Here is a 22,309-nt window from a genome sequence, read left to right as displayed (position 1 = left end):
TCCTTCCTCGTGGGGGGTACGGATGTGCGGATGCGCAGATCAATAACCGAGTTCGGTCTTGGGCTTGCCGGTGACACTCATCAGGAAGCTGTAGTCCATGTTCTTCTCGGCCAGGGACGAGACATCGCTGGAGACGTACCTGAGGTCCTTCATCATCACGGCGATCGCCTTGGTCTGGGTGCGGTACATGCGATAGTCGGGATAGGCATTGCTGAGGGCCTCGGTGGCGATCTTCGGGTCCAGGCCGGTGCCCTTGACGATGCTGTTGATCCAGCCCTGCTTGTCCTTCTGCAAGCCATCCACCAGCCGGACCACGGCGGCCACGGTCTCCTTGACCTCGGCCGGATGCTCCTTGATCACATCCGAGCGCGTCACGATCAGGTTGGTCAGACGCCCCGCCGCCTGGTCATACGGATAGGCGAAATGCTTGCCCACGCCGGTCATGCGGATCTGCGAAGCAAAGGGCTCGACCGAGCAGATCAGCTCCACCTCGCCGCGCGAGAGCGCCGCTGCGTGATCGGAAGGATTGGGGATATTGACGAACTGCACGTCCTTGGAAGGATCGATGCCATGGCCGGCCAGTTCGCCGCGCATGTGCAGGTCCTGTGCGTTGCCGCGCGAGGCGGCGATGCGGAAGGGCTTGCCCTGGGCCTTGTAGTCGGCAATCAGCTTCTTCAAGCCGGCCCAGTCGTCCGAGGCCAGCTTGCTGTCCTTGCCCACCAGCATCTCGGAACCGCCATTGACTTGGCCCGACACCGCCACCAGGTCGAAGCCCTTGTCCAGGCCGCTGACATAGGCCAGGTAAGTCACCTGGGCGATATCGACGCTCTTGGACACCAGCGCCGTCAACGCATCGCTGCCGGCGGTGAAATTGATGCCCTCGATTTCCACGTTCTGCGCCAGCGCCGGCACCATCGACATGGCCATGCAGTGGGCGCACTTGGCATAGGCCAGCTTGATCTTGGGCTTGGCCTGCGCCGCGGCCGAACCGGCAGCCAGACTGCCACAGGCCAACAACGCGGCCAGCGCGGCGGCCTTGAAGTACAGGCCGGACGGGGACTTGCGGATTTGCTTTTGCATCGGCTTTTGCATCGTTTTCTCCCAGGGGTGAATGGCGGACCGTTAAATTGTGACAATTCAAAAATCTATTGCCACCATTTATGCAAGTGCTGTGCCAGCACCGCAACGCCCTGTCCCGGGTGATGAAAAAGCCTCCTGCAAGCCTTGCCGGCACTGGCTTCTGCTTCAGCCAGCAGCTTGTTGCCACGGAGAAAAACCAAGCAGCCCGCACCAAACACGCTCCTGCTGCTGGGGGGCAGCGGGAATCCGCCCCAGCCAAGTGCAGACAGGATGCACCAATTTTGTGTTGAGTGATTTAGACTTTTGTGACAATCATTTTCCACAATTTTCCGTTATCATGACGCCCACAGAGACCACCCGCACCCGCGCGAGCGCCGAGACGACATGAGCACCAGCACCGCAGCAAGCCCCCGCAAGAACGCGACGAAAGCGACGAAAGCGACCCGGCAAGACAATCCGGACAGCAGTCCGCTGCCGGGCCAGGTTTTCAGCACCCGCCCCATGGCGGGCGATGCGATCTACGAACGTATCCTGGGCGCGATCATGGAACACCGGCTCACCCCCGGCACCAAGCTGGTGGAAGAAAAGCTGGCGGGGATCTTTGGCGTCAATCGCACCCGGGTGCGCGAGGTACTGGCGCGACTGGCGCATGAAGGCCTGATCGCCACCATCCCCAATCGCGGCGCCTTCGTGGCTAGCCCGACACCGGAAGAAGCGCGCAACATCTTCGCCGCCCGGCGCCTGGTGGAACCGGCGCTGCTGCGCCATCTGTGCGAGAACACCCGGCCCGAGCACATCGCCCAGCTGCGCGCCCATGTGGAAGAAGAAGCGCGCGCACGCGCCAGCAATGACCGGCGCGCCATCATCCGCCTCTCCGGCGAATTCCATATCCGCATCGCCGACATGGTGGACAACCCGGTCATGAGCAAGATGATGCGCGAACTGGCCTCGCTCACCTGCCTCATCATCGTGCTCTACGACTCACCGACGGTACCGGCCTGCACCCACGACGAGCATGGCGAGATCATCGACGCCATCGCCGAAGGCCGCACCGAAGACGCCGTCGCCACCATGCTGGAACACCTGCATCACATCGAAGCCGTGCTCGACATGTCGACCCCGCAAGGCGAGGACGAAGACCTGGAAGCCATGCTGGGCATGGTGTGAGCTCACCCTGGGCGGTGATGCCCTGGCGGCTTACTTGAGACGCGTCCAGTAGGCGCTGTAGCGCGCCAGCCACTGCGCGCTGAGGGCGCGGTTGTCGTCATCATCGGGATGGAATCCCGGCTTGAGGTAAGCCAGCAGCGGTCCGCTGCAACGCCGCAGCATGCCCTTCCCGCCGCACCAGAAACGCCAGGCCGAACCCCAGGTCGCCAACCGCCACAGACTGCGATCGCGACGCAGGTTGTCCAGGGTCTGCCGGGTGCTCTCGGTGGCGAAGATCGCAAACACATAGGCATACCACGCGATGCGTCGCAGGCTGCCGCCCCCCAGGACGCGGTAGAGATCGAAGGCGATGGTCTTGTGCTCCATCTCCTCGGCGGCGTGCCAGTTCCACATCCGCTGCAGTTTTTCCTCGGCACCGTCCATCCACTGATAGCGCAGCGTGGCATCGGCCAGCACGGCGGTGAAATGCTCATAGGCGGCCGTCACGGCCAGCTGGTTCAGCGGCGACAGGCCGATACGCCGGCAGCGCTCGACCCGCCGCTGCGCCCAGTGCTGCCAGCGATTGCGCAAGCCCTGCCCTTCCAGATGACGGTTGTATAGCCCATGCAGGTGGCGGTGCGTGGACTCCTGCCCGATGAACTGCACGCACAGCGCGCGCAAGGCAGCGTGTTGCGGCTTGTCCTCCAGCACCGCCACACCGGCACGCACCGAGTCGATGAAGAACTGCTCGCCGACCGGGAAGCTCATCGACAGCGCATTGAAGTACATGCTGCGATAGGCATCGCCACCGTGCCAATGGCGAGCGAATCCGCTGGCGAGGTCGATGCTGAGTTTGCGGACGGGCAGATCGGTGAGCGGCTGGGTGGTCATGGTGAATTCGACAGGCATTGATGTATCGGCTAAATATGAGCATTATTCAGTTTCGATGCATCGCCCTCAACTCGTTTCGGACTCAGTTTTTCGCCATGGCACTTTCGCACAGGAAAAAACCGCCGCAAGCCGCGCAGGCCATGCGCAAGCAGCCGGTGCAGGATCGCGCGCAACGCACCATCGAGACCATTTTCGATGCCACTGCTCAGTTAGTCGATGAACATGGAGAGACCCAGCTGACTACCAACCGGATTGCCGAACGGGCCGGGTTTTCCATCGGGACGCTGTACCAGTATTTCCCCACCAAGGAAGCCATCCTGCTGGCGATGATCCATCGCGGGCGGCGGCGGGTCATGGATGAGATGCAGGCCTCCATGCAGAAGGCCGTCGCTGCCGGCGTCGCGCCCGAACTCATCATCCGTGAACGCATCCGCTTCCTCATCGAAGCCTTCGGAGCGGGTGGGCTGTTCAAGCGCTCCATGATCCGGCTGGCTTGGCGTATGGACCATCACGAGAACATCATGCAGGCCATGCGCGAAGGGGCTGAACATGTGGCCGTGGCATTGGCTCAGGTCGACGCACCGGGCTTTCGTGCGCCCTCTGCTGCGGCCATGTTTGTGTTGACTCGGGCGGTGATGGGGGTGATTCGTAGTGCTTCCCTGGAGGAATCGCCTTTGCTGGGGACCAGGCAGTTTGAGGATGAACTGGTGCGGTTGGCTTTTGGTATGTTGAGGGAGTAATACTTTTCTTGTTGCTTGTTGGTGCTCTTGGGTAGTCTGCACGGAATGCTTGTTTGCGCTCTAGCTTAATTCTGATCTTTCTCCGGTCGCAACGGAGCGCCGGGGGCGGCCCGGCAGCCGCTCACTTTCTTTGGCCCGCCAAAGAAAGTAAGCAAAGAAAACGGCCCCCTAAGAGCCAGCCCTCCTTCGGAGGGTTCCCGACGGAGCGGGGTAACAAGTGGGAAAAATAGATTCGCTTCGCTCAAACTATTTTTCTGATCCACTTGTCACCCCACTCCGCCGGCTGGCCCCCAAGGGGGACCCCGGACGGCTCGCCTTCGGCATCGCACAGCCTCCGACTCGCCTGCGGCTTTGCCTTGGCGTTCTTCGCCTTCGATACGTCGCTGCGCGACTACTCAGTCCGAACGGACGGAAATGATTTAAAAGAATAAAAACCGTCTTCACCGGTAGATCGAAGAAAAACCGATGCCGCAGGCGAGCCCTAGGCAAAGCCGAAGGCGAGCCGGTTGCTTTTCCGCTTCTGACCCGCCGCGTTGGCGCGTACCGAGACGGATCAGGAAAATAGTTTGAGCGAAGCGAATCTATTTTCCCCGTCTTGGTACGTGCCAACGCGGGGACCCTCCGAAGGAGGGCGGAGGCAGCAGCGGTCGCCTTCTTTTGCTTACTTTTCTTGGCGAGACAAGAAAAGTGAGCGGCTGCCGGGCCGCCCCCGGCGCTCCGTCCCGACCGGAGAAAGATCAGAATTAAGCTAGAGCGTACACAAGCATTCCGTGCAGACTACCCCCCCAAAAAAAATGCCGCCCAATAAAAACAGGACGGCATCCAACAACAGAGTACAAAAAAACTTAGTTCTTGAGCGTAGTCAACCCTTGAGCAGCCAGCGCCTTAAGCCACCCCAGACCAGCAGAAGTAGCACCAGCAGGATTGTATTCACAGCCAATCCACCCCTGATACCCCAGCGAATCGATCAACTTGAGCAGATAGGGATAGTTGAGTTCACCGACATCCGGCTCATGCCGCTCCGGCACACCAGCAATCTGGATATGACCGATACCAGGCATATCGCGCTTCAACTTGACAGCGACATCACCCTCAACGATCTGGCAGTGATAGCAATCGAACTGCACCTTCAGATTAGGCGCCCCCACCTCAGCACAGATCGCCTGAGCCTCATCCTGGCGATTGAGGAAGAAGCCAGGGATATTGCGCGTATTGATAGGCTCGATCACCACCGTCAAGCCAGCAGACTCAGCCTGATGCGCAGCATAAGACAGGTTATCCAGATAGACCGCACGATGACGCGCACGATCCTGCTCCGGCTTGATCAGACCCGCCATCACATGCAGCGTCTGGTTACCGATCACCGACGCATACTGCAACGCCGTATCGATACTGCGCTTGAACTCATCCTCACGCCCCGGCAAGGAAGCGATACCCCGCTCACCCGCCGCCCAGTCCCCCGGAGGCGCATTGAACAACGCCTGGGTCAGGCCATTGGCCTCCAGGCGCGACTTGATCTCTTGCGGCTGATAGTCATACGGGAACAGGAACTCGACGCCGGAAAAGCCATCCTTGGCGGCGGCGGCGAAACGGTCCAGGAAATCGTGTTCCACATACATCATGCTCAGGTTGGCGGCAAAACGCAGCATCGGGTTCTCCTTGATAACGAGGGTGCCAGTGTAGCGCGTCCAGCGCCACCACCGGCGGTGCAGAAAACGTCAACGCCCGCCACCACGTGCAGGCGGGCGTCGACCGGGGACTAGCCTTACTTGTTCACCACGCCCGGCTTGGTCACCAGGGTAGCAATCGAACCCACCACCAGCATGATCGCCAGCATGTACATGCCGGTCGAGTTGCTGTGGGTCAGGTCCTTGAAATAACCGATCAGGTAGGGGCTCACGAAACCAGCCAGGTTACCCACCGAGTTGATCGCCGCAATACCGACCGCCGCAGCCGCACCCGACAGGAAAGCCGTCGGCAGCGACCAGAACAGCGGTGCGCAGGTCAGCACGCCAGCAGCGGCCAGCGACAGCGAGGCGATCGAGATCACGGTGTTGTCGGCAAACAGCGCCGCACCGATGAAGCCGACGCAACCCATCATGGCCGGCACCACCAGGTGCCAGCGACGCTCGCGCAGGCGGTCGGCGCTGCGGCCGATCAGATTCATGGCGATGATCGCGCAGCCGAAGGGGATGGCCGACAGCAGGCCGATCTGCAGATTGCCCTGCACGCCGGTTGCCTTGACCAGGGTCGGCATCCACAGCGTCAGGCCGTACTGGCCCATCACGAAGGAGAAGTAGATCAGGCACATCAGCCACACGCGACCATCCTTGATGATGGCGCCGAAACCGTGCTTGCTTTCCTTGCCCTTGGCATCGCCGTCGATGTCGGCTTGCAGCAGCGCCTTCTCGTCGTCAGACAGCCACTTGGCGCTCTTGACGTCGTTGTCCAGGTACATCAGCGTGGCCAGGCCGATCAGCACGGCCGGGATCGCTTCGATCAGGAACATCCACTGCCAGCCTTCCAGGCCGCCATTGTTGTGGAAGGCATCCATGATCCAGCCCGACAGCGGGTTGCCCAGGATGCCGGCCACCGGAATGCCCGACATGAACACCGCGATCACCTTGGCACGACGGTGCGAGGGGAACCAGTAGGTCAGGTACAGGATGATGCCGGGATAGAAGCCAGCCTCGGCCAGGCCCAGCAGGAAGCGCAGGATGTAGAACTGGGTGGCGTTCTGCACGAACATGAACACCGCCGACAGCAGGCCCCAGGTAATCATGATGCGGGCGATCCAGATGCGCGCGCCCACCTTGTGCATCAGGATGTTGCTGGGTACTTCGAAGAGGAAGTAGCCGATGAAGAACAGGCCGGCACCCAGGCCGAACACGGTCTCCGAGAAGCCCAGGTCTTGCGACATCTGCAGCTTGGCAAAGCCGACGTTGACGCGATCGAGGTAGGCGATCACGTAGCACAGCATCAGGAACGGCATGATGCGCCAGAAGACTTTCTTGTACAGGCCGTCCTTGGCCTGCTCTTTGGCGTCGGGGACGACGCCGGTAGTGCTCGCGGTGGTCATGATGTTACATCTCCCTAAGAGTGTCGCGGCCGCTTGTAAAACGGCCACTGGTTGCTTGGCGCCCGTCGGTGGACGGGCAATTTGTGGATTCAACCGGACTGGCCAGAGGGCTTTGGCGACCCGTCTGCCGTCGACATTGATTGACCGGTCTTGCGCCGGCTTGCGGTTCCCCCGCGCTCCTGGTTTTCCAGGGGCGCAAGAGGGACATGGCGGTCAGCGTATGACCGCCATGCATGCGTTGTTGCAATGGGGTGGGAGCGGAGCTCCGGCCTTACCAGCGTGCCTTGAAGGTGTCGCGCAACTCCTGCAGCGCCGGCTCTTCCAGACCGCTGGCGCGGCCACCGGCCAGGTGCCACAGCTTGGCGGTTTCTTCCAGCTCTTCCAGGGCAAAGGCAGCCTTGGAGACCGAGCTTTCCCAAACCACCGGACCCAGGCGTTCCAGCAGCACGCCGCGCACCTGGGTGGCGATCTTCGCCACCTGCTCGGCCACTTCCGGTGCGCCCGGACGGGCGTAGCGGATCAGGGGGATATGGCCGACCTTCATCACGTAGTACGGCGTGATCGGCGGCAGCACATCCTGCTCCTGCCACACACCGTTGATGGTCAGGCTGACCAGGTGCGTGGAGTGGGTATGCACGACGGCGTGCATCTCGGGATTGTTGTCGTAGACGGCGCGATGCAGCACCAGCGTCTTGGAGGGCTTGTCGCCCGAGACCCATTCGCCGGCCGCATTGACCTTGGAGATGGCGGCCGGGTCGAGGAAGCCCAGGCAGGCGTCGGTGGGCGTGATCAGCCAGCCGTCATCCAGACGCGCGCTGATGTTGCCGGCCGAGCCGACCGTGTAGCCGCGCTGGTAGAGCGAAGCGCCGATACGGCAGATCTCTTCGCGCAGCTTGTTTTCCTTGGTGTTCTGGCTCATGCGGTCTTCCCGTCCAGGTAACGCAGTGCCTTCTCGAAGAAGTCGACGCTGCCGAAATTGCCCGACTTCAGCGCCAGGGCAACCGGTTGCTCGTCCAGGGTGGCGGTGGCCGGCACGCCCGGGTCGATCTGCGGGCCGATGCGCAGTGCGCGCACGTCCAGCGCCTGCACCACCGCGCCGGAGGTCTCGCCACCGGCGACCACGAACTGGCGCACGCCACGTTGCTTCAAGGCCGCGGCAATCGAGGCCAGTGCCTGCTCGACCAGGTGGCCGGCCTTGGCCACGCCCAGTTCCTTCTGCACCGCCTTGACTTCGTCGGGGGTGGCAGTGGCGTAGATCAGTACCGGCTCGCTCTTGATGCGTTCATCGGCAAAGGCCAGCGCCTGGCCGACCACGTCTTCGCCACGGGCCAGGGCCAGCGGGTCGATACGGAAGGCGGGACGCTTGGCCTTCCACTCGGCCACCTGTGCGTTGGTCGCCTTGGAGGCGGAACCGGCCAGCACCACGGAGAGGCCATCGACCTTGGGCAGTTGCGCGGCTTCGCCGGCGGCATGCAGCAGGCCGGCACGACGGAAGTTCTCGGGCAGGCCCAGGGCCACGCCGGAACCACCGGTGATCAGCTTCAGTTCAGCGCAGGCTTCGCCCAGGGTGAAGAGGTCCTTGTCGGAGACGGCATCGGCAATGGCCATCTTCACGCCGTCGGCGCGCAGGGCGGTAAAACGCTCCTGGGTCGCGGCGGCGCCACGGGCCACGGTGTCGTAGCGCACCAGGCCGACCTTGGACTCGGTCTGGCGTTGCAGCACGCGCACCAGGTTGGCATCGGTCATCGGGGTCAGCGGATGGTTTTCCATGCCCGATTCGTTCAACAGGGCATCGGCCACGAACAGGTAGCCGCGATAGATGGTGCGACCGTTTTCCGGGAAGGCCGGGCAGGCGATGGTGAAGTCCTCACCCAGCTCCTTCAACAGCGCATCGGTGACGGGACCGATGTTGCCTTCGTCGGTGGAATCGAAGGTCGAGCAGTACTTGAAGAAGAACTGCGTGCAACCCTGCTGTTGCAGCCAGCGCAGCGCGGCCAGCGATTGCTCGATGGCCTCGGCTGCGGGGACGGTGCGCGACTTCAGCGCGATCACCAGGGCATCGGCGGCCACGGCCGGCATCTCGGCGGGCACGCCGATGGTCTGCACGGTGCGCATGCCACCACGGACCAGCATGTTGGCCAGGTCGGTAGCACCGGTAAAGTCATCGGCGATGCAGCCGAGCAAGGGACGGGATTGGGACATGTCGGACTCCTCTTGGATACGGTCGTACGGTCGCTACGGATTACTTGGCCTTGGCCGGCGGCAGGTCGATGCCGGGGAAGATCTTGATGACGGCCGAATCATCCTCGCCGCCATGACCGGCGGTGGAGGCCATCATGAACATCTGGTGGGCAGCGGCCGACAGCGGCAGCGGGAACTTGCTGCGGCGGGCGGTATCGAGCACCAGGCCCAGGTCCTTGACGAAGATGTCCACGGCCGACAGCGGGGTGTAGTCGCCGTTGAGGATGTGCGGCACGCGGTTCTCGAACATCCAGGAGTTACCGGCGCTGTGGGTGATGACCTCGTAGAGCGCATCGGGGTTGACACCTTCGCGCAGGCCCAGGGCCATGGCTTCGGCCGAGGCGGCGATGTGCACGCCGGCCAGCAGCTGGTTGATGATCTTGACCTTGGAACCGATGCCGTGGGCATCGCCCAGGCGGTAGACCTTGCCGGCCATGCCGGCCAGCACGTCTTCGATCTTGGCATAGACCTCGGCGGGGCCGGAGGTCATCATGGTCATCTCGCCCGAGGCGGCACGCGCGGCGCCACCGGAGACCGGTGCGTCCAGCAGCAGCAGGCCCTGCTCTGCCAGGCGCTGACCCAGTGCGATGGCGAAGTCCGGCGCCACGGTGGCGCTGGAGATGACCACGCTGCCCGGCTTCATCTGTGCGACAGCACCCTGCTCACCGAAGAGCACGGTCTCGGTCTGGGCCGCGTTCACCACCAGGGTGATGACCACATCGACCTTGCCGGCCAGCTCGGCCGGGTTGGCGCAGGCCACGCCACCGGCGGCGGCGAACTTGTCCAGCACTTCCTGGCGCACATCGCAGGCATGCACGTTGAAGCCGGCACGCAACAGCGAGCTGGCCACGCCATAACCCATGGCACCCAAACCGATCACACCTACATTCCTGGACATAATTGCCTCCGCGTTGATGGCGCCGCTGCCGATGGATGAAGGCAGGACATTGCGCCGGGTTGATGATGCAACGCCGGCTCGTGCCGGCGTTCGAATTTCAAAATCAGATAAATCTTTTAAACTTTTAAATCATTGACCGCTTTTCAGGCACAAGGCCGGTCCGTCCTCAGGACTGCCCCTGGCTCAGGCGCCGTGCCGCATTGAACATGTGCGTCTGCGCGGCATTGCGCGCGGCCATTTCGTCGCCGGCACGGATGGCCGCGACGATGGCTTCATGCTCTTCGCGCACCTGGCGCGAGAAATCCTCGTAACGCGCTTCATTACCCCGCGTCACCGCCGTGGCCGCTTCCAGATACTGGGAGAGGAACTCCAGCGTCTTGATGAAGTAAGGGTTACGCGTGGCCTGCGCCAGTGCGCGGTGGAAAGCCACATCAGCCTCCACGCCATCACCGCCGCTGGCCACATCCACGCCGATCTGCGCCAGCGCCGCCTCGATGGCCTTGAGGTCCTCGTCGCTGCGGCGCTTGGCCGCCTGCGCCGCCACCTCGGCCTCGATGGCGCGACGCAGCTCGACGATCTGCAAGACCGCCTCGGGCGAACTGACCTCGGTGTAATCGATACGCAGAGGCTTGATGCCCGCCTGCTCGGTCACGAACACACCACTGCCCTGACGCGGCTCGACCACGCCCTCATGCTTCAGGCGCGCAATGGCCTCGCGTACCACCGTGCGACTGACACCGAACTGCTGCGCCAGCACCACCTCCGTGGGGAGCTTGCTGCCCCGGGGGAATGCGCCGGCATCGATGTTGTCCAGTAATTGCCTGGCCACAGTGTCACTGAGGGCCTGTGCGGGGATCTTCTGAAACATGCTGTCTCGCGGTCGTTATAGTCAGGTTATCCGGTCATCATACAAATTTATTCCAGCGCCGGCAATCCGATTTTTTCTCTTTACGCGGAGTAACAGCCTTGTTTGGATGAAAATAGAAGAAATTAGAAACACTTATCGTGATATATGCGGGAGTTCGCTCCAGACATCAATATTACGAATAACTGGCCACGACACCGGGAAGGTCGCGCAGCGGCGCGTGCGGCTCTACAATCGGGCTATTGCCTGTTCCCCATTGCCACCTCCCTGCTTCGGAATCGCCGCATGCCCTACGATCTCTCAGACAAGCTAGTCATCGGAATCTCGTCCCGCGCCCTGTTCGACCTGGAGACGGAAAACACCATCTACACCGAGCAAGGCGTAGACGCCTATGCCGACTACCAGCGCAATCACGAAAACGACGCGCTGCAACCCGGCACGGCCTTCCCGCTGGTCAAGGCCCTGTTGCAGCTGAACGAACTCATTCCCGGGCGACGCCTGGTGGAAGTGGTGGTGATCTCGCGCAACACCCCCGACACCGGCTTGCGCGCCTTCAATGCGATCGCCGCCCACAAGCTCGACATCAGCCGCGCCGCCTTCACCGGCGGGGCCGCGACCGCGCCCTACCTGCAACCCTTCAAGATCGACCTGTTCCTCTCGCGCGATACCGGTGACGTGCAGGAAGCCATCGATGCCGGCGTGGCCGCCGCGCAGCTCTACGAGGCGCCGCTGGACTACAGCGCGCCGGACAACCAGATCCGCATCGCCTTCGATGGCGATGCCGTGCTGTTCTCGGCGGAGTCCGAGCGCATCTTTGCCGAAAAGGGATTGGAAGCCTTCGCCCGCCACGAGCAGCGCAATCGCAAGAAAGCCATGAAGGAAGGCCCGTTTGCCAAGCTGCTGCTGGCGTTGTCGGAAATCCAGAAACAGTTTCCGCCCAAGGAGTGCCCGGTGCGCATCGCCATCGTCACCGCCCGCAACAGCCCGGCACACCAGCGCGTGATCCATACGCTGCGCACCTGGAACGTCAACGTGGACGAAGCCTTCTTCCTCGGTGGTCTCAACAAGGCCGAAGTGCTGCAGGCCTTTGGCGCGCACATGTTCTTCGATGACCAGGAGGGGCATGTGCAGAAGGCCGCAGTGGTGGTGCCGTCGGGACGGGTGCCCTACAAGGGTGGCACGCTGGAGGGCGTGAAAGTGGGACGGGTGCGGGCCGGCAAAGGCTGATCCGGATACGGGAAATGCTCGACCGGGATGCCAATACCGTTCAGTTAAGCTTGTAGCCAGCACCGAAGCCTGCTTCGACTTTGCTTGCGCCACCGCTGACCGTTCGTCCTGAGTAGCGGCATAGCCGCGTATCGAAGGCGCAGCCGACGGAGCGCTCCTTCGACAGGCTCAGGAGCGCCTTCGATACGGCCCTCAAGGGCCTACTCAGTCCGAACGGTTTCAAATGGATTGAAAAGAACTTAGACAAAATCGCCGCTCCAGAATAATCTGGAGCGGCGATTCTTTTTTGACCGAACGGCATTACGACCAGGACGCTGCCTTCGCCACGCAAGGCGAGCAGCTTGGCCCGGAATCATTGATGCTCATCTCATCGCTAGCCGTGAGATGCCTTCTAGAAGCTCAACTCCAGCCCCATCATCCTGCAAACGAAGAAGGTGACGCCGCCCACGACGAGCAGCGCGAGCAGGAAGCCCGCAAGCACCTTGGCGGTCGTGCGCAGCAGCACACCCCGCTCCACTACCTTGCCCTTCTTCCCTTGGTCGTAATGCCACTTGATGGCGAAGAACATGCCTGTGCCGATCACGATCATCTTGAGCGTGAAGAAGACGATGGGAAACCAGTCCGTCATGATGAGTACTCCATTTTCCGGGAGAAACAAAAAAGCCGATAACGCCCAGGTTGCCTGAGCGCTATCGGATACCACCACAGTCAAAACCTTGGTCCATCCTGCGCGCCAGGCATGTCGCGCCGGCGCTGTCAGTCTGGAAGCAGCATCGCTGTATCGTTGTCTCCCCTACTACCTTCCCCCGGATTCTAACCAGCCAATGTATGGTTCGTCCAGAAGACAAAATCCATACAAACAACCAAGCATAAGCTATCCCTGGACCACCCTGCCCGGCTTGCCCGCCAGCCAGCCCAGCACGCCCATGAGCACGGCGCCCAGCGCGCACAGCACCAGCACGGCCATCCAGCTGCCGCTGGCATCGTGCAGGCGTCCCATCACGATCGGTCCGGCTGCCGCCAGCAGATACCCCACGCTTTGCGCCATCGCCGACAGCGAGGCGGCCTGCTGGGGCGTGCTCACGCGGGTGCCGACGAAGGCCAGCCCCAGGATCAGCACCGCGCCCGTACCGAAGCCGAACAGCGGCACCCAGACGATGGCCGCCTGCGGCCAAGCGACCAGACCGACCAGGCTCAGCACCGTGCAGGCCGACATGGCGAGCGCTACCGGGCGGTGATCGCGGATGCGACCGGCCAGCGGGATCAGCAGCAGTCCCGGCAGGGCCGAGGCCAGTTGCATCAGGCCATGCAGGTTGCCGGCGTCGGCCACGCTGTAGCCGTTCGCGGCCAGGATGGCGGGCAACCAGGCCGTGACCACGTAATACACCAGCGAATTGCTGCCAAGGAACAGCGTCACCTGCCAGGCCAGCGGCGAGCGCCACAGCGTGCCGGCCGCCGCCGGTGCGGCATTGGGCAGGGTATGGCGCGCCAGCTGCGGCAGCCAGGCCAGCAGCGCCACCAGCGGCAGCACGATGAAGGCCGCCAGCGCCCACGACCAGCCCAGGGCACCCGCCAGCGGCACCGCGCAGACCGAGCCCAGCGCCGAGGCCCCGCCCATGGTGAGGGCGTAGATCGCGGTCAGTCGTGTCAGGTCTTGAGGGAAATCACGTTTCAACAGGCTGGGCAGCAGTACATTGCCTCCAGCGATGCCGCAACCGATCACGCAGGTCCCCACCAGCAAGGCCGCCACCGACCCGGTGGAGCGCAGCACAATGCCGGCGGCGATGAGCAACAGGGCCAGCAGCAGGGCACGCTCCAGCCCGCCATGACGGGCCAGGCGGGCGGCCAGCGGCGAGACCAGGGCGAAGCAGGCCAGCGGCAGGGTCAGCATCAGGCCGGCGGCGCTGCTGCTGAGGGAGAAATGCTCTTGCAGCAGGCCCAGCACCGGCCCCACGGCGGTGATGGGGGCGCGCAGGTTGGCGGCGATCAGCAGGATGCCGGCGATCAGCCAGCCGGCATGGCGCACGGGTCGGAAAGCGATGGCGTCGGAGGAACTCATGGGAAATGGCCTGCAATGGAGAAACGCCCAGCTTAGCCAAACGCCTGCTGCACGTATTTGGCTACAATGCCAGGATATTGCTAAAAACAGCCAAACATCGCCCTCGCCTGCCGCTTACACCATGCCCACCCTCTACGCCAGCCTCGTCGAGCACGACCCGGACCGCCTCACGGCCGCCGTGACGGCCCTGCGCGTGCATACCCGCGAGCAGGAGCGCGAGATGCCCTTCCACACGCACCGCAAGGGGCAACTGGTGGTGGCCCTGCATGGCGCGGTCACCTGCGAGACGGCGCAGGGCATGTGGATCGTGCCGCCACAATCGGCGGTGTGGATCCCGCCGGGCGTGCCGCACAGCAACCGGGTCACGCTTGATGGGCAGGTCTGCTTCCTCTTCATCGCCGCCGAGGCGGCACGCATGCCCGCCACCTGCTGCACCCTGGCGCTCAATGCCCTGCTGATCCAGATGATCTGCCACCTGGCCGACCTGCCACCGGACTACGCGCCCCACGAACGTACCGCGCGCCTGGCGGCGGTGCTGGTGGAAGAACTGGAACACAGCCAACGCCACGCCCTGCCGCTGCACCTGCCGATGCCGCAGAATTCGCGCCTGCGCGAGGTGGCGCGCCAGCTGGCCGAACATCCGGCCGACCGCAGTACGGTCGCCCAATGGGGGCGTCGCCAGGCCATGAGCGAACGCAGCTTTGCACGCTTCGTGCAAGCCGAGACCGGCATGAGCTTTGGCCGCTGGCGGCGCCAGATCCATCTGATGGTGGCGCTGCAGGGCCTGGCCTCGGGCAGCTCGGTGCAACGCGTCTCCCAGGACCTGGGCTACGACTCGGTGAGCGCCTTCATCACCATGTTCAAGAAAACCCTGGGCAAGTCGCCGGCACGCTATATCGCGCAACGCCACGCCCCCCCGCCTACCTCGCCCGCCTCGCTGATGGCCCCCGAGGCTGCCAGCGCCGCTCCCTACTTCCAACCGAACCGGCCCGCCTCATGGAAACCGAACTGAAACTGCTGCTCTCCCCCGCCCATACCAAGGCCTTCATCGCCCATCCGCTGATCCAGCGCCATGCGCAGGCAGCGCCGCGCCTCAAGGACCAGACCGGCACCTATTTCGATACGCCCGAGCTGCTGCTTCGGCGCAGTGATGCCGGCCTGCGCGTGCGCCGCACCGGCAGCGAATTCATCCAGACCCTCAAGGCCGGTGGTGGCGTCTCCGGTGGTCTGCATCAGCGCAACGAATGGGAGTCCCAGGTCGAGGGCGAGGCACCGGACCTGGCTGTGCTGCGCGAGCTGGTGGGTCATGCCGAAGGCTGGGCCAGGAAGGCGCTGTCGGACGACACCGCCGCGCAACTGCTGCCCATCTTCAGCACCCGCATCCAGCGCATGGTCTGGGACCTCACCCTGGACGACGGTGCCGAGGTGGAGTGCGTGCTGGACCAGGGCACGGTTGAACATGGCGCACTCAAGGTATCGGTCTGCGAGATCGAGCTCGAACTCAAGAGTGGCGAGGCCCATTCGCTGTTCGACTTCGCCCTGCAACTGCTGCAGGACCTGCCGCTGCGCATCGGCATCCAGAGCAAGGCGCAGCGCGGCTATACGCTGTTCCACCAGGCCCGCCGCGGCGATGCGCCCGCCCCTTCCAGCGCCAGCCGCGCCCGGCCGCTGCTGCTCACGCGCAAGATGCCGCTGGACCAGGCCTTCATGGCGGTGGCCGGCAATTGCCTGGAGCAGATCCAGTCCAACGACATCGCCGACCAGGACAGCGCCGATATAGAGCGCCTGCACCAGATGCGCGTCGGCCTGCGCCGTCTGCGTTCGGCCTTGACGCTGTTCGACGACGTGATTGCCCTGCCGCCCGCACTGGCCGGTGAATTCGACTGGATCGCCGGATGCATTGGCGCCGCGCGCGACTGGGACGTGCTGGCCACGCAAACCCTGGATACCCTGCCACCGGCGGCCATCAGTGCCATCGACCTGGATGCGGTGCGCACGGCCGCGCGCATCAAGGCTGCCAGCATGCATGCCGAGGCGGTGACGGCGGTGGCCTCGCCGCGCTATACCGCGCTGATCCTGCAATTCAGCCGCTGGCTGCTGGATGCCGGCTGGCGTGTCGGTCTCGACCAGGAGGCGCTGGACGAGCTGGCCCAGCCGCTGGCCCGTTTTGCTCGCCAGATGCTGCGCCGGGACGAGAAGCGCCTGGCCAAGCGCGGCGCGCACCTGGAAGAAGACGAACGCGCGCGCCATCGCACCCGCATCGCCGCCAAGAAGATGCGCTATGACATCGAGTTCTTCCAGGCGCTGTATGGCGAAAAGAGCAGCCGTCCCTACCTCAAGGCGCTGGCGCGCCTGCAGGATCACCTGGGCATCCTGAACGACCTGGCCGTGGCCGATGGCCTGCTGTTGCAACTGCTGCAGCTGCAACAGGGCCGCACCCGGCTCGCGCCCAGCATCGCCTATGCCCGCGGCTTCCTGGCCGGGCAGACCCGCGAGGGGCAGGAAAGCACGCGCCGCCTGTGGAAAAAATGGAAGGCGCAGGAGTTGCCGCAGTAGGGAGCCGTCTGGCCGGCCCTCACTGCAGCATGAAGGTCTCGTACTCCAGCAGCTCCAGCGTGCGCGAGAGCTGCACGCAGCCGGCCAGCACCACCACCAGCACCGCCAGCGCAAAGCCGAATCCGTAGAAGGTCGGCCCCAGCGAGATCGACAGCCAGGTCAAGGCGATATTGAGCGCCACGAAGCTGCTGCACAGTCCCAGCACGATGCGGCGCTTGTCGAGGTAGAAGAAGACGTTGAGCACACCCAGCAGCACCACCTGCAGGCTGGCGGCGATGACGTCGATGTACAGCAGCGGCAGGTACAGGGTGGAGATGCCCAGCCATTTCAGCAGGGCTTCGCCGGTCACCATCACCAGCAGGGTGGCGATGGACTGGATCTTGATGATCTCGAACAGGCCCAGGCGCACCGTCTCCACCATACCGTTGCGGTGCTTCTCGATGGTCTCCAGCGAGGCGCCACCCCGCACGGCGTCGTAGAAGGCATCATAGTCCTCGACGAAATCGGTCTCCATGCGCAGCAGGAAGATCGCCATGCCCGGGATGATCGCCAGGTAGGCCAGGAACACCGGCAGGTCATAGATCACCGAGGCGCGCAGCGGGCCGATGATGGCCTGGCTGGTCTCGGGCGTGACCCAGAACATGGCCTTGTCGATCCAGATCGCGGTGTTGTAGAGCAGGCCGATGGCCATCAGCGAGGGATAGAGCTTCTTCTTGTCGAAGAACTCGAAGGAGATGAAGCGATCCGAGGGGAAGTTGCGCAGGATCAGCGCCATCATCGCCATCAACAACACCGCCTGGCCGATCACGAAACCGCCCATCAAGCCTTCCAGGCCGAGCGGACGCAACAGCAGCGCCGCCGCCACCGTGATGGTATAGCCCAGCGCGTAGATCCAGAAGATGGCCTGGTACTGCTTCATCCCCGAGAGGAAGATGGTGGCGATCCAGATGTTGCACATGATGATGAAGGCCGCCAGCAACAGCAGCCGGTACAGCGCGCTCTGCTGCGGGAACAGGAAGGCCGCCGCCAGCAACCCCAGCACGCCACCGACCACCGTCACCACCAGCGAGACCGCATGGAAGTTGGGCAGGATGGCGTTGTTGTCCTTCTCGAACAGCCGGTCGGCGGCAAAGCGCGTGAGCGCCAGCTGGAACACCCCGGTGAAGATCAGCGACAGCGAGATCACATAGGTGATGCTGACCTGGAACTGCACGATCACCGCCTGCGGCGTGACCACGGCATAGCTGAGCACGCCGATGACCAGGATGCCGACGATGGACATGATCCACGGCCCCGAGCTGATCAGGGCCGCATAGGAATACGCCTGCATCAGCGAGAGCAGGCTGTCGCGCTTCAATATCTTGCGCAGTTCAAAACCGATACCGGCCATCTTGGTCCTCGTGAATACTTGGTGCTTAGTGCCGCACCGGGCAACGCAACGCCGCACCGGCGGCCGGTGCCTCGCTCTGGGCCAGCGCTTGCTGGTACAACTCGCGATAGGCGCCGAACATCATGTCCTGGGTGTAGTAGCGCTCCACACGGGCAATGCCCGCGGCCTGGGCCGCGTGCCAGCGTGCCGGGTCGGTCAGCAGCTTCAGGGCCGCATCGGCCAGCGCCTGCGGCTGGGCAATGCCGACCACCTCGCCGGCCGCACCCAGGGCCTGGTCTTCCTCGGAGAGGCCATGGATCAACTGGCGACACGAGCCGACATCGGTGGCCACCCCCGGCACGCCGGCGGCAAAGCCTTCCAGCAGCACCAGCGGCAGTGCCTCGCTGATGCTGGAGAGCACCACCAGGCCGACCTTGGGCAGGATTTCGTCGATCTTCTGGAAGCCCAGGAACTTGACCTTCTCGGAGAGGCCCAGACCATCGGCGATGGCATGGCATTCCTCGGCATAGGCCTGGTCCTCATCCTCGGGGCCGGCGATCCAGGCTTCGGCCTCGGGATACTGGTTCACCACCGTGCGCATGGCGCGGATGAAGGTCTTGACGTCCTTGATCGGCACCACCCGGCCCAGCAGGCAGAGTACCGGCGGGATCGCCTCGCTGCGCTGCGCGCGCAGCCGCGACAGGCGCGGCAGGTCGATGCCGTTGGGGACGTTGCGGGTGCGTTCGGCCGGCGCGCCATCGCTGATCTGGCGCAGGCGGTTGGTTTCATAGAGCGCCACGATCTGGTTGGAGGCCTGGTAGCACAGTCGCCCCAGCGCTTCGAAGAAGCGTATCCACAGGTCACGGAAGTACGGGATCTGCGAGGCATCCTTCTCGAACACGTTGCGGTTGTCGCGGATCCACTCGCTCTGGAACAGGTCGATCTTGCGCTCCTTGGTATAGATGCCGTGCTCGGAGAGGATCAGCGGTCGCCCGGTCTGCATCTTCATCAGGCTGCCCAGGAAACCGGCATAACCGGTGGAGATGGTGTGATAGCAGCGCGCCGGTATCAGGTTGCGGGCCACCCGGGCCAGCGTCCAGATCGGCAGGTGCATGATGCGCACCGTCCAGAAGTAGTCGACGAAGGAAGGGTCGGTACAGAAAGTGCGGTATTGCTCGGCAAGATGGTCCCAGGCCTGCTTGCTGAAGAGGAAGGCGTTCTCGTCGAGCTTGCCACCATCGGCCATCATGGGGATCAGCTCGCCCAGCAGCGCGGTCAGCTCGGCATGCGAGGCGGCGTCGCTGCGGCCATAGCTGCGGAACTTGTCGTGCAGTTCATCCATGCGGGCGAAGGCGCGGGCATCGCCGCGCGAGCGCACCACTTCGGAGGCCGCCAGGTGCTCGTGGATGTAGTGGGTCTCGATGTGCACCACGTTGTCGGGCAAGGCGTACTTGGGCTGGCCATAGTCCTGGCGACGGCTGCCGATGAAGCACAGGCCGAAGCGCAGCTCGGGGAAGCCGCGGATGATCTGGTTGACCCAGCTGGAGACACCACCGCTGACATAGGGGAAGGTGCCCTCCAGCAAGAGCATCACGTCGCAGTCGGTGGCGCGGCGCTGGTAGGGATCGGTCTGCTGGCTCATGGTCGGCCTCCGGGAGAGGCTTCCGGGCGGTTGGCGATGGTACGTCGACCGTGGCGCCAGAAGCGGTGCAATTGCGGGTTCGATGAAACGCTGGCGTCAAAGGCCATCTCGATGAAGAGCTTGCGCACCTGTTCGTAGTCGTGCTCCAGGTAGCTCAGCTCGGCCAGGTAAGGCAGCAGCCGCACCCGCGAGAAGCCATGATCCTGGGCGCGCTGCTGGGCCAGCCGGGCGGCGGCGATATCGCCGCTCATCAATTCCAGCCTGACCAGCATGAACCACAGGGTCGGCTGGGCCTCGTCGATGGCCAGTGCCGCATGGGCGTGTTCGCGCATCTGCGTGCAGGAGTATTGCAACAGGTCGCCCTGTACCAGGTTCTGATAGATCAGTTCCTGGTAGAGCTCGGCCACCTGCTGGTGCAGCACCAGCAGGGTCGGCGCATCAGTAGTGGTCTTCAACTGGTTGCGGGCATCGACGATGCGCTGGGTGATCTTCTTTTCCTTGCCATCGAGGATGCCGTAGGCCAGCAGGCGCACATCATCGGCGGGATCGGCCAGCAGGTTGCGCAGCGAGGCGCCGCTGGCGCGCGTGGGCGTGCTCTGGATCGCCACCAGGGCGTTGAGGCGCTTGTCCAGGGGCGTGGCCACGCTGCCCAGCTGGGCACGCACACGGTTGCCCGAGAAGCCGCTGCCCTCGCGCCGGCGCGCGGTGACGAAGGCCGGTGCCTGCGAGGTGTCGAAGTGATCCTCGGCGTGGTCCTTGGGCCAGAATACCGCCACCAGCAGGGCCACCACCGCGCACAGCGCGCCCCCCACGGGGATGAAGAAATTGAAGAAGAACAGGTACACCAGCAACCAGGTGCGCGGCTGGCGATAGCGCTCTGGCGCCACCGAGGCGATGGCCAGCGCGAACAGGGCCGAGGACGCCATGTGCAGCAACAGGTAGCCGCCCAGCACGGCCAGGTCGTTGCCACCGTGCAGCAGCAGGGCGATCGAGGCGACCTCGAAGCCGAGGCCCGCAAAGGAGAACTTATACAGCACAGCGTTCTACCAGGTTGGGCAGCAGACGGGTGGGCTCGTCGCTGCCGATGGCGGCGGTATGGGTGGCGGCATAGCTGGCCAGCGACTGGCTGCCGAACTGCGCCTGCGACGCTACTTCCACCCGCATCAGGTAGCCATCCACGGCGGCGGCACCGGCCAGCGGCAGCAGCGTCATCAGGACATTGCGGTCGCCCGACTTGTAGGCCCAGACCACGTCGGCGGCACGCTTCAGGCGGCGGATCTGGTTGTACATGTCGCGCGAGAGTTCATCGTCGCCGAACACCAACGCCACCAGCGAGGAATCGATATCGGTCGCGCGCTTGAGCCGGTGCAGGCGCACCAGGTCCACCGCCAGCTCGGGCGGGCAGGTCGGCAGCTGCTGCAGAATGGCGCGGGCGGTGTCGCCCATCTCGATGCCGTCGGCATAGTAGTCGATGAGCACCGACATGAGCTGCAGCGTGTCTTCATTGAGTGCCACGAAGGGCAGCTGTTCCACCGCCAGCAGGCCGAACAACTGACCGTCGAAATTGTGCAGGGGTGCGCAGACCAGGTAGCGGCTCTGGTTGCGCAGGTTCTGGTTCAGGCTTTCGGTCTGCACATGTCCCAGCTTGCGCTGGGCCAGGCAGTATTTCACCAGCGGATCGTCGGCCGCCAGTTCGCTGACCTTGCCGATGCTGCCCACGGCCTGCGGGTTGACACGACCGCTGCCATCGCAGGTATAGACCGAGGCTGCCGTCACCTGGCAGCTTTGCGCCAGGATCTGCAGGAAAGCCTCCGGCGCCGGCATCTGCTGCGGGTCCAGCAGGATCTGCGTGAGCGTCAGGGAGCGCATGCGGTCCAGTGATTCGCGCAGGGTCAGCGGCTTGGACAGCAAGTCCTGCTCCAGCCGCTCGTGCGACAGGCGCAGCAGGAAGTGGCTCTTGGTGAGCATGGTCAGGCGTTCGTCGAGATAGGCATTGATGGCGCGCAGGCGACGGCTGCGCGCATTCCAGACCTCGGCAAACTGGCCGCACAGCAGGGTCAGGATGAGGCCGCCCAGGAAATACGATTGCGGAAACGCTTGCGCTGCCGACACCATGGCCGCTGCCTCATCGCCCTGCCGCCCATGCGTGAGCACATACCAGCCGCCCAGCATGGTAGCCACCGCAACCACGCCCAGCGTGCTGCCGTAGCGCATGGCCAGGATCGCCGGCACCAGCCATAGCCAGGGAAACTGCGCAGCGACGCCCAGTGGATCGTCGGGGGCCACCCAATGCGAGAACACCAGCGCCAGCACCACCAGCAGCACGGTTTCAAGGATGCGCAAGGCCGCCTTGCGGGGCGAGCCGCTATCGGTATCGAAGCGCGTGAAGAGGCGCGACCAGAATTTCTGGCGGCGCTGGGTCACGGCTTTCAGCGGACGGGGCGTGCCGGCCGCGCGCCGGGGCTTGTCCCGGTCGGGGGTGGCGGGACCTGGCTTGCGTTCGAACTGGCTCACGG

19 protein-coding genes are annotated in these 22,309 nt (G+C 63.9%); 5 read left to right on the top strand and 14 right to left on the bottom strand.

Annotation, left to right across the window (positions count from 1 at the left end; all coding sequences use genetic code 11):
* Positions 1 to 39 precede the first annotated feature (39 nt).
* Positions 40 to 1,080 (bottom strand): ABC transporter substrate-binding protein, encoded by a 1,041-nt coding sequence (locus ACIPHN_RS11705; protein WP_400436268.1) that lies wholly within the window; start codon positions 1,078 to 1,080, stop codon positions 40 to 42.
* A 384-nt stretch (positions 1,081 to 1,464) separates the two neighbouring features.
* Here ACIPHN_RS11705 and ACIPHN_RS11700 point away from each other — a divergent pair, with 384 nt between their 5' ends.
* The gene (locus tag ACIPHN_RS11700) at positions 1,465 to 2,247 is read left to right on the top strand and encodes a GntR family transcriptional regulator (RefSeq protein WP_400436267.1); all 783 of its coding nucleotides are present in this window, start codon (positions 1,465 to 1,467) and stop codon (positions 2,245 to 2,247) included.
* A 30-nt stretch (positions 2,248 to 2,277) separates the two neighbouring features.
* Here the strand turns inward: ACIPHN_RS11700 and ACIPHN_RS11695 are convergent, their stop codons facing one another.
* A complete protein-coding gene (locus tag ACIPHN_RS11695; RefSeq protein ID WP_400436265.1) occupies positions 2,278 to 3,135 on the bottom strand; it encodes a metal-dependent hydrolase in 858 nt (285 codons plus the stop codon).
* 17 nt (positions 3,136 to 3,152) lie between these two features.
* On the opposite strand from ACIPHN_RS11695, the gene ACIPHN_RS11690 reads away from it, so the two are divergent.
* The gene (locus ACIPHN_RS11690; protein ID WP_400436264.1) at positions 3,153 to 3,857 is read left to right on the top strand and encodes a TetR/AcrR family transcriptional regulator; all 705 of its coding nucleotides are present in this window, start codon (positions 3,153 to 3,155) and stop codon (positions 3,855 to 3,857) included.
* Between the two features lie 845 nt (positions 3,858 to 4,702).
* Here the strand turns inward: ACIPHN_RS11690 and otnI are convergent.
* The 6 genes from otnI to ACIPHN_RS11660 all read right to left on the bottom strand — a co-directional run bounded on the left by otnI (position 4,703) and on the right by ACIPHN_RS11660 (position 10,943).
* Positions 4,703 to 5,506, bottom strand: coding sequence for a 2-oxo-tetronate isomerase (gene otnI / locus ACIPHN_RS11685; RefSeq protein ID WP_400436262.1), 804 nt, complete (start codon positions 5,504 to 5,506; stop codon positions 4,703 to 4,705).
* 116 nt (positions 5,507 to 5,622) lie between these two features.
* On the bottom strand, positions 5,623 to 6,936 hold the full coding sequence (locus ACIPHN_RS11680) for an MFS transporter (protein ID WP_400436261.1): 1,314 nt from the start codon (positions 6,934 to 6,936) through the stop codon (positions 5,623 to 5,625).
* A 271-nt stretch (positions 6,937 to 7,207) separates the two neighbouring features.
* Positions 7,208 to 7,855, bottom strand: coding sequence for an aldolase (locus tag ACIPHN_RS11675; protein WP_400436260.1), 648 nt, complete (start codon positions 7,853 to 7,855; stop codon positions 7,208 to 7,210).
* Entirely contained in the window at positions 7,852 to 9,138 is a 1,287-nt protein-coding gene (gene otnK, locus ACIPHN_RS11670; RefSeq protein ID WP_400436259.1) for a 3-oxo-tetronate kinase, read from the bottom strand. Before otnK ends, ACIPHN_RS11675 begins: the two co-directional genes overlap by 4 nt.
* Before the next feature lie 40 nt (positions 9,139 to 9,178).
* Complete coding sequence (ltnD, locus tag ACIPHN_RS11665; protein ID WP_400436258.1) at positions 9,179 to 10,075, bottom strand: L-threonate dehydrogenase; 897 nt, start codon at positions 10,073 to 10,075, stop codon at positions 9,179 to 9,181.
* Positions 10,076 to 10,241: 166 nt separating this feature from the next.
* Entirely contained in the window at positions 10,242 to 10,943 is a 702-nt protein-coding gene (locus ACIPHN_RS11660) for a FadR/GntR family transcriptional regulator (RefSeq protein ID WP_400436257.1), read from the bottom strand.
* A 282-nt stretch (positions 10,944 to 11,225) separates the two neighbouring features.
* On the opposite strand from ACIPHN_RS11660, the gene ACIPHN_RS11655 reads away from it, so the two are divergent.
* Positions 11,226 to 12,167 (top strand): 5'-nucleotidase, encoded by a 942-nt coding sequence (locus ACIPHN_RS11655; RefSeq protein WP_400436256.1) that lies wholly within the window; start codon positions 11,226 to 11,228, stop codon positions 12,165 to 12,167.
* Between the two features lie 391 nt (positions 12,168 to 12,558).
* Here the strand turns inward: ACIPHN_RS11655 and ACIPHN_RS11650 are convergent, their stop codons facing one another.
* Both ACIPHN_RS11650 and ACIPHN_RS11645 read right to left on the bottom strand, forming a co-directional pair.
* Positions 12,559 to 12,795 carry a hypothetical protein gene (locus ACIPHN_RS11650; RefSeq protein WP_400436255.1) on the bottom strand — a complete coding sequence of 79 codons (237 nt, stop codon included), beginning with the start codon at positions 12,793 to 12,795 and terminating at the stop codon, positions 12,559 to 12,561.
* A gap of 246 nt (positions 12,796 to 13,041) precedes the next feature.
* Positions 13,042 to 14,226, bottom strand: coding sequence for an MFS transporter (locus ACIPHN_RS11645; protein WP_400436254.1), 1,185 nt, complete (start codon positions 14,224 to 14,226; stop codon positions 13,042 to 13,044).
* Between the two features lie 121 nt (positions 14,227 to 14,347).
* On the opposite strand from ACIPHN_RS11645, the gene ACIPHN_RS11640 reads away from it, so the two are divergent.
* Both ACIPHN_RS11640 and ACIPHN_RS11635 read left to right on the top strand, forming a co-directional pair.
* Positions 14,348 to 15,238, top strand: a complete 891-nt coding sequence (locus ACIPHN_RS11640) for an AraC family transcriptional regulator (RefSeq protein ID WP_400436252.1) — start codon at positions 14,348 to 14,350, stop codon at positions 15,236 to 15,238.
* Positions 15,223 to 16,782 carry a CHAD domain-containing protein gene (locus tag ACIPHN_RS11635; protein WP_400436250.1) on the top strand — a complete coding sequence of 520 codons (1,560 nt, stop codon included), beginning with the start codon at positions 15,223 to 15,225 and terminating at the stop codon, positions 16,780 to 16,782. Before ACIPHN_RS11640 ends, ACIPHN_RS11635 begins: the two co-directional genes overlap by 16 nt.
* A gap of 19 nt (positions 16,783 to 16,801) precedes the next feature.
* Here ACIPHN_RS11635 and pelG read toward each other — a convergent pair whose 3' ends face one another.
* From pelG to ACIPHN_RS11615, 4 genes are read right to left on the bottom strand one after another with little or no spacing between them, the layout of a single operon-like run.
* On the bottom strand, positions 16,802 to 18,172 hold the full coding sequence (gene pelG, locus ACIPHN_RS11630; protein WP_400436248.1) for an exopolysaccharide Pel transporter PelG: 1,371 nt from the start codon (positions 18,170 to 18,172) through the stop codon (positions 16,802 to 16,804).
* A gap of 25 nt (positions 18,173 to 18,197) precedes the next feature.
* The gene (gene pelF / locus ACIPHN_RS11625) at positions 18,198 to 19,793 is read right to left on the bottom strand and encodes a GT4 family glycosyltransferase PelF (RefSeq protein WP_400436247.1); all 1,596 of its coding nucleotides are present in this window, start codon (positions 19,791 to 19,793) and stop codon (positions 18,198 to 18,200) included.
* Positions 19,790 to 20,830, bottom strand: coding sequence for a hypothetical protein (locus ACIPHN_RS11620; protein WP_400436245.1), 1,041 nt, complete (start codon positions 20,828 to 20,830; stop codon positions 19,790 to 19,792). The genes pelF and ACIPHN_RS11620 overlap by 4 nt, the downstream gene beginning before the upstream one ends.
* Positions 20,820 to 22,307: a PelD GGDEF domain-containing protein gene (locus tag ACIPHN_RS11615; protein ID WP_400436243.1), complete on the bottom strand. Its 1,488-nt coding sequence runs from the start codon at positions 22,305 to 22,307 to the stop codon at positions 20,820 to 20,822. The genes ACIPHN_RS11620 and ACIPHN_RS11615 overlap by 11 nt, the downstream gene beginning before the upstream one ends.
* Between the last annotated feature and the right edge of the window lie 2 nt (positions 22,308 to 22,309).

This window comes from Herbaspirillum sp. NPDC087042, from assembly GCF_044745245.1.
GTDB lineage: Bacteria > Pseudomonadota > Gammaproteobacteria > Burkholderiales > Burkholderiaceae_D > Herbaspirillum.
Note: the sequence above shows the minus strand (reverse complement) of the source record. Positions and strands in the feature narration are given on the sequence as shown.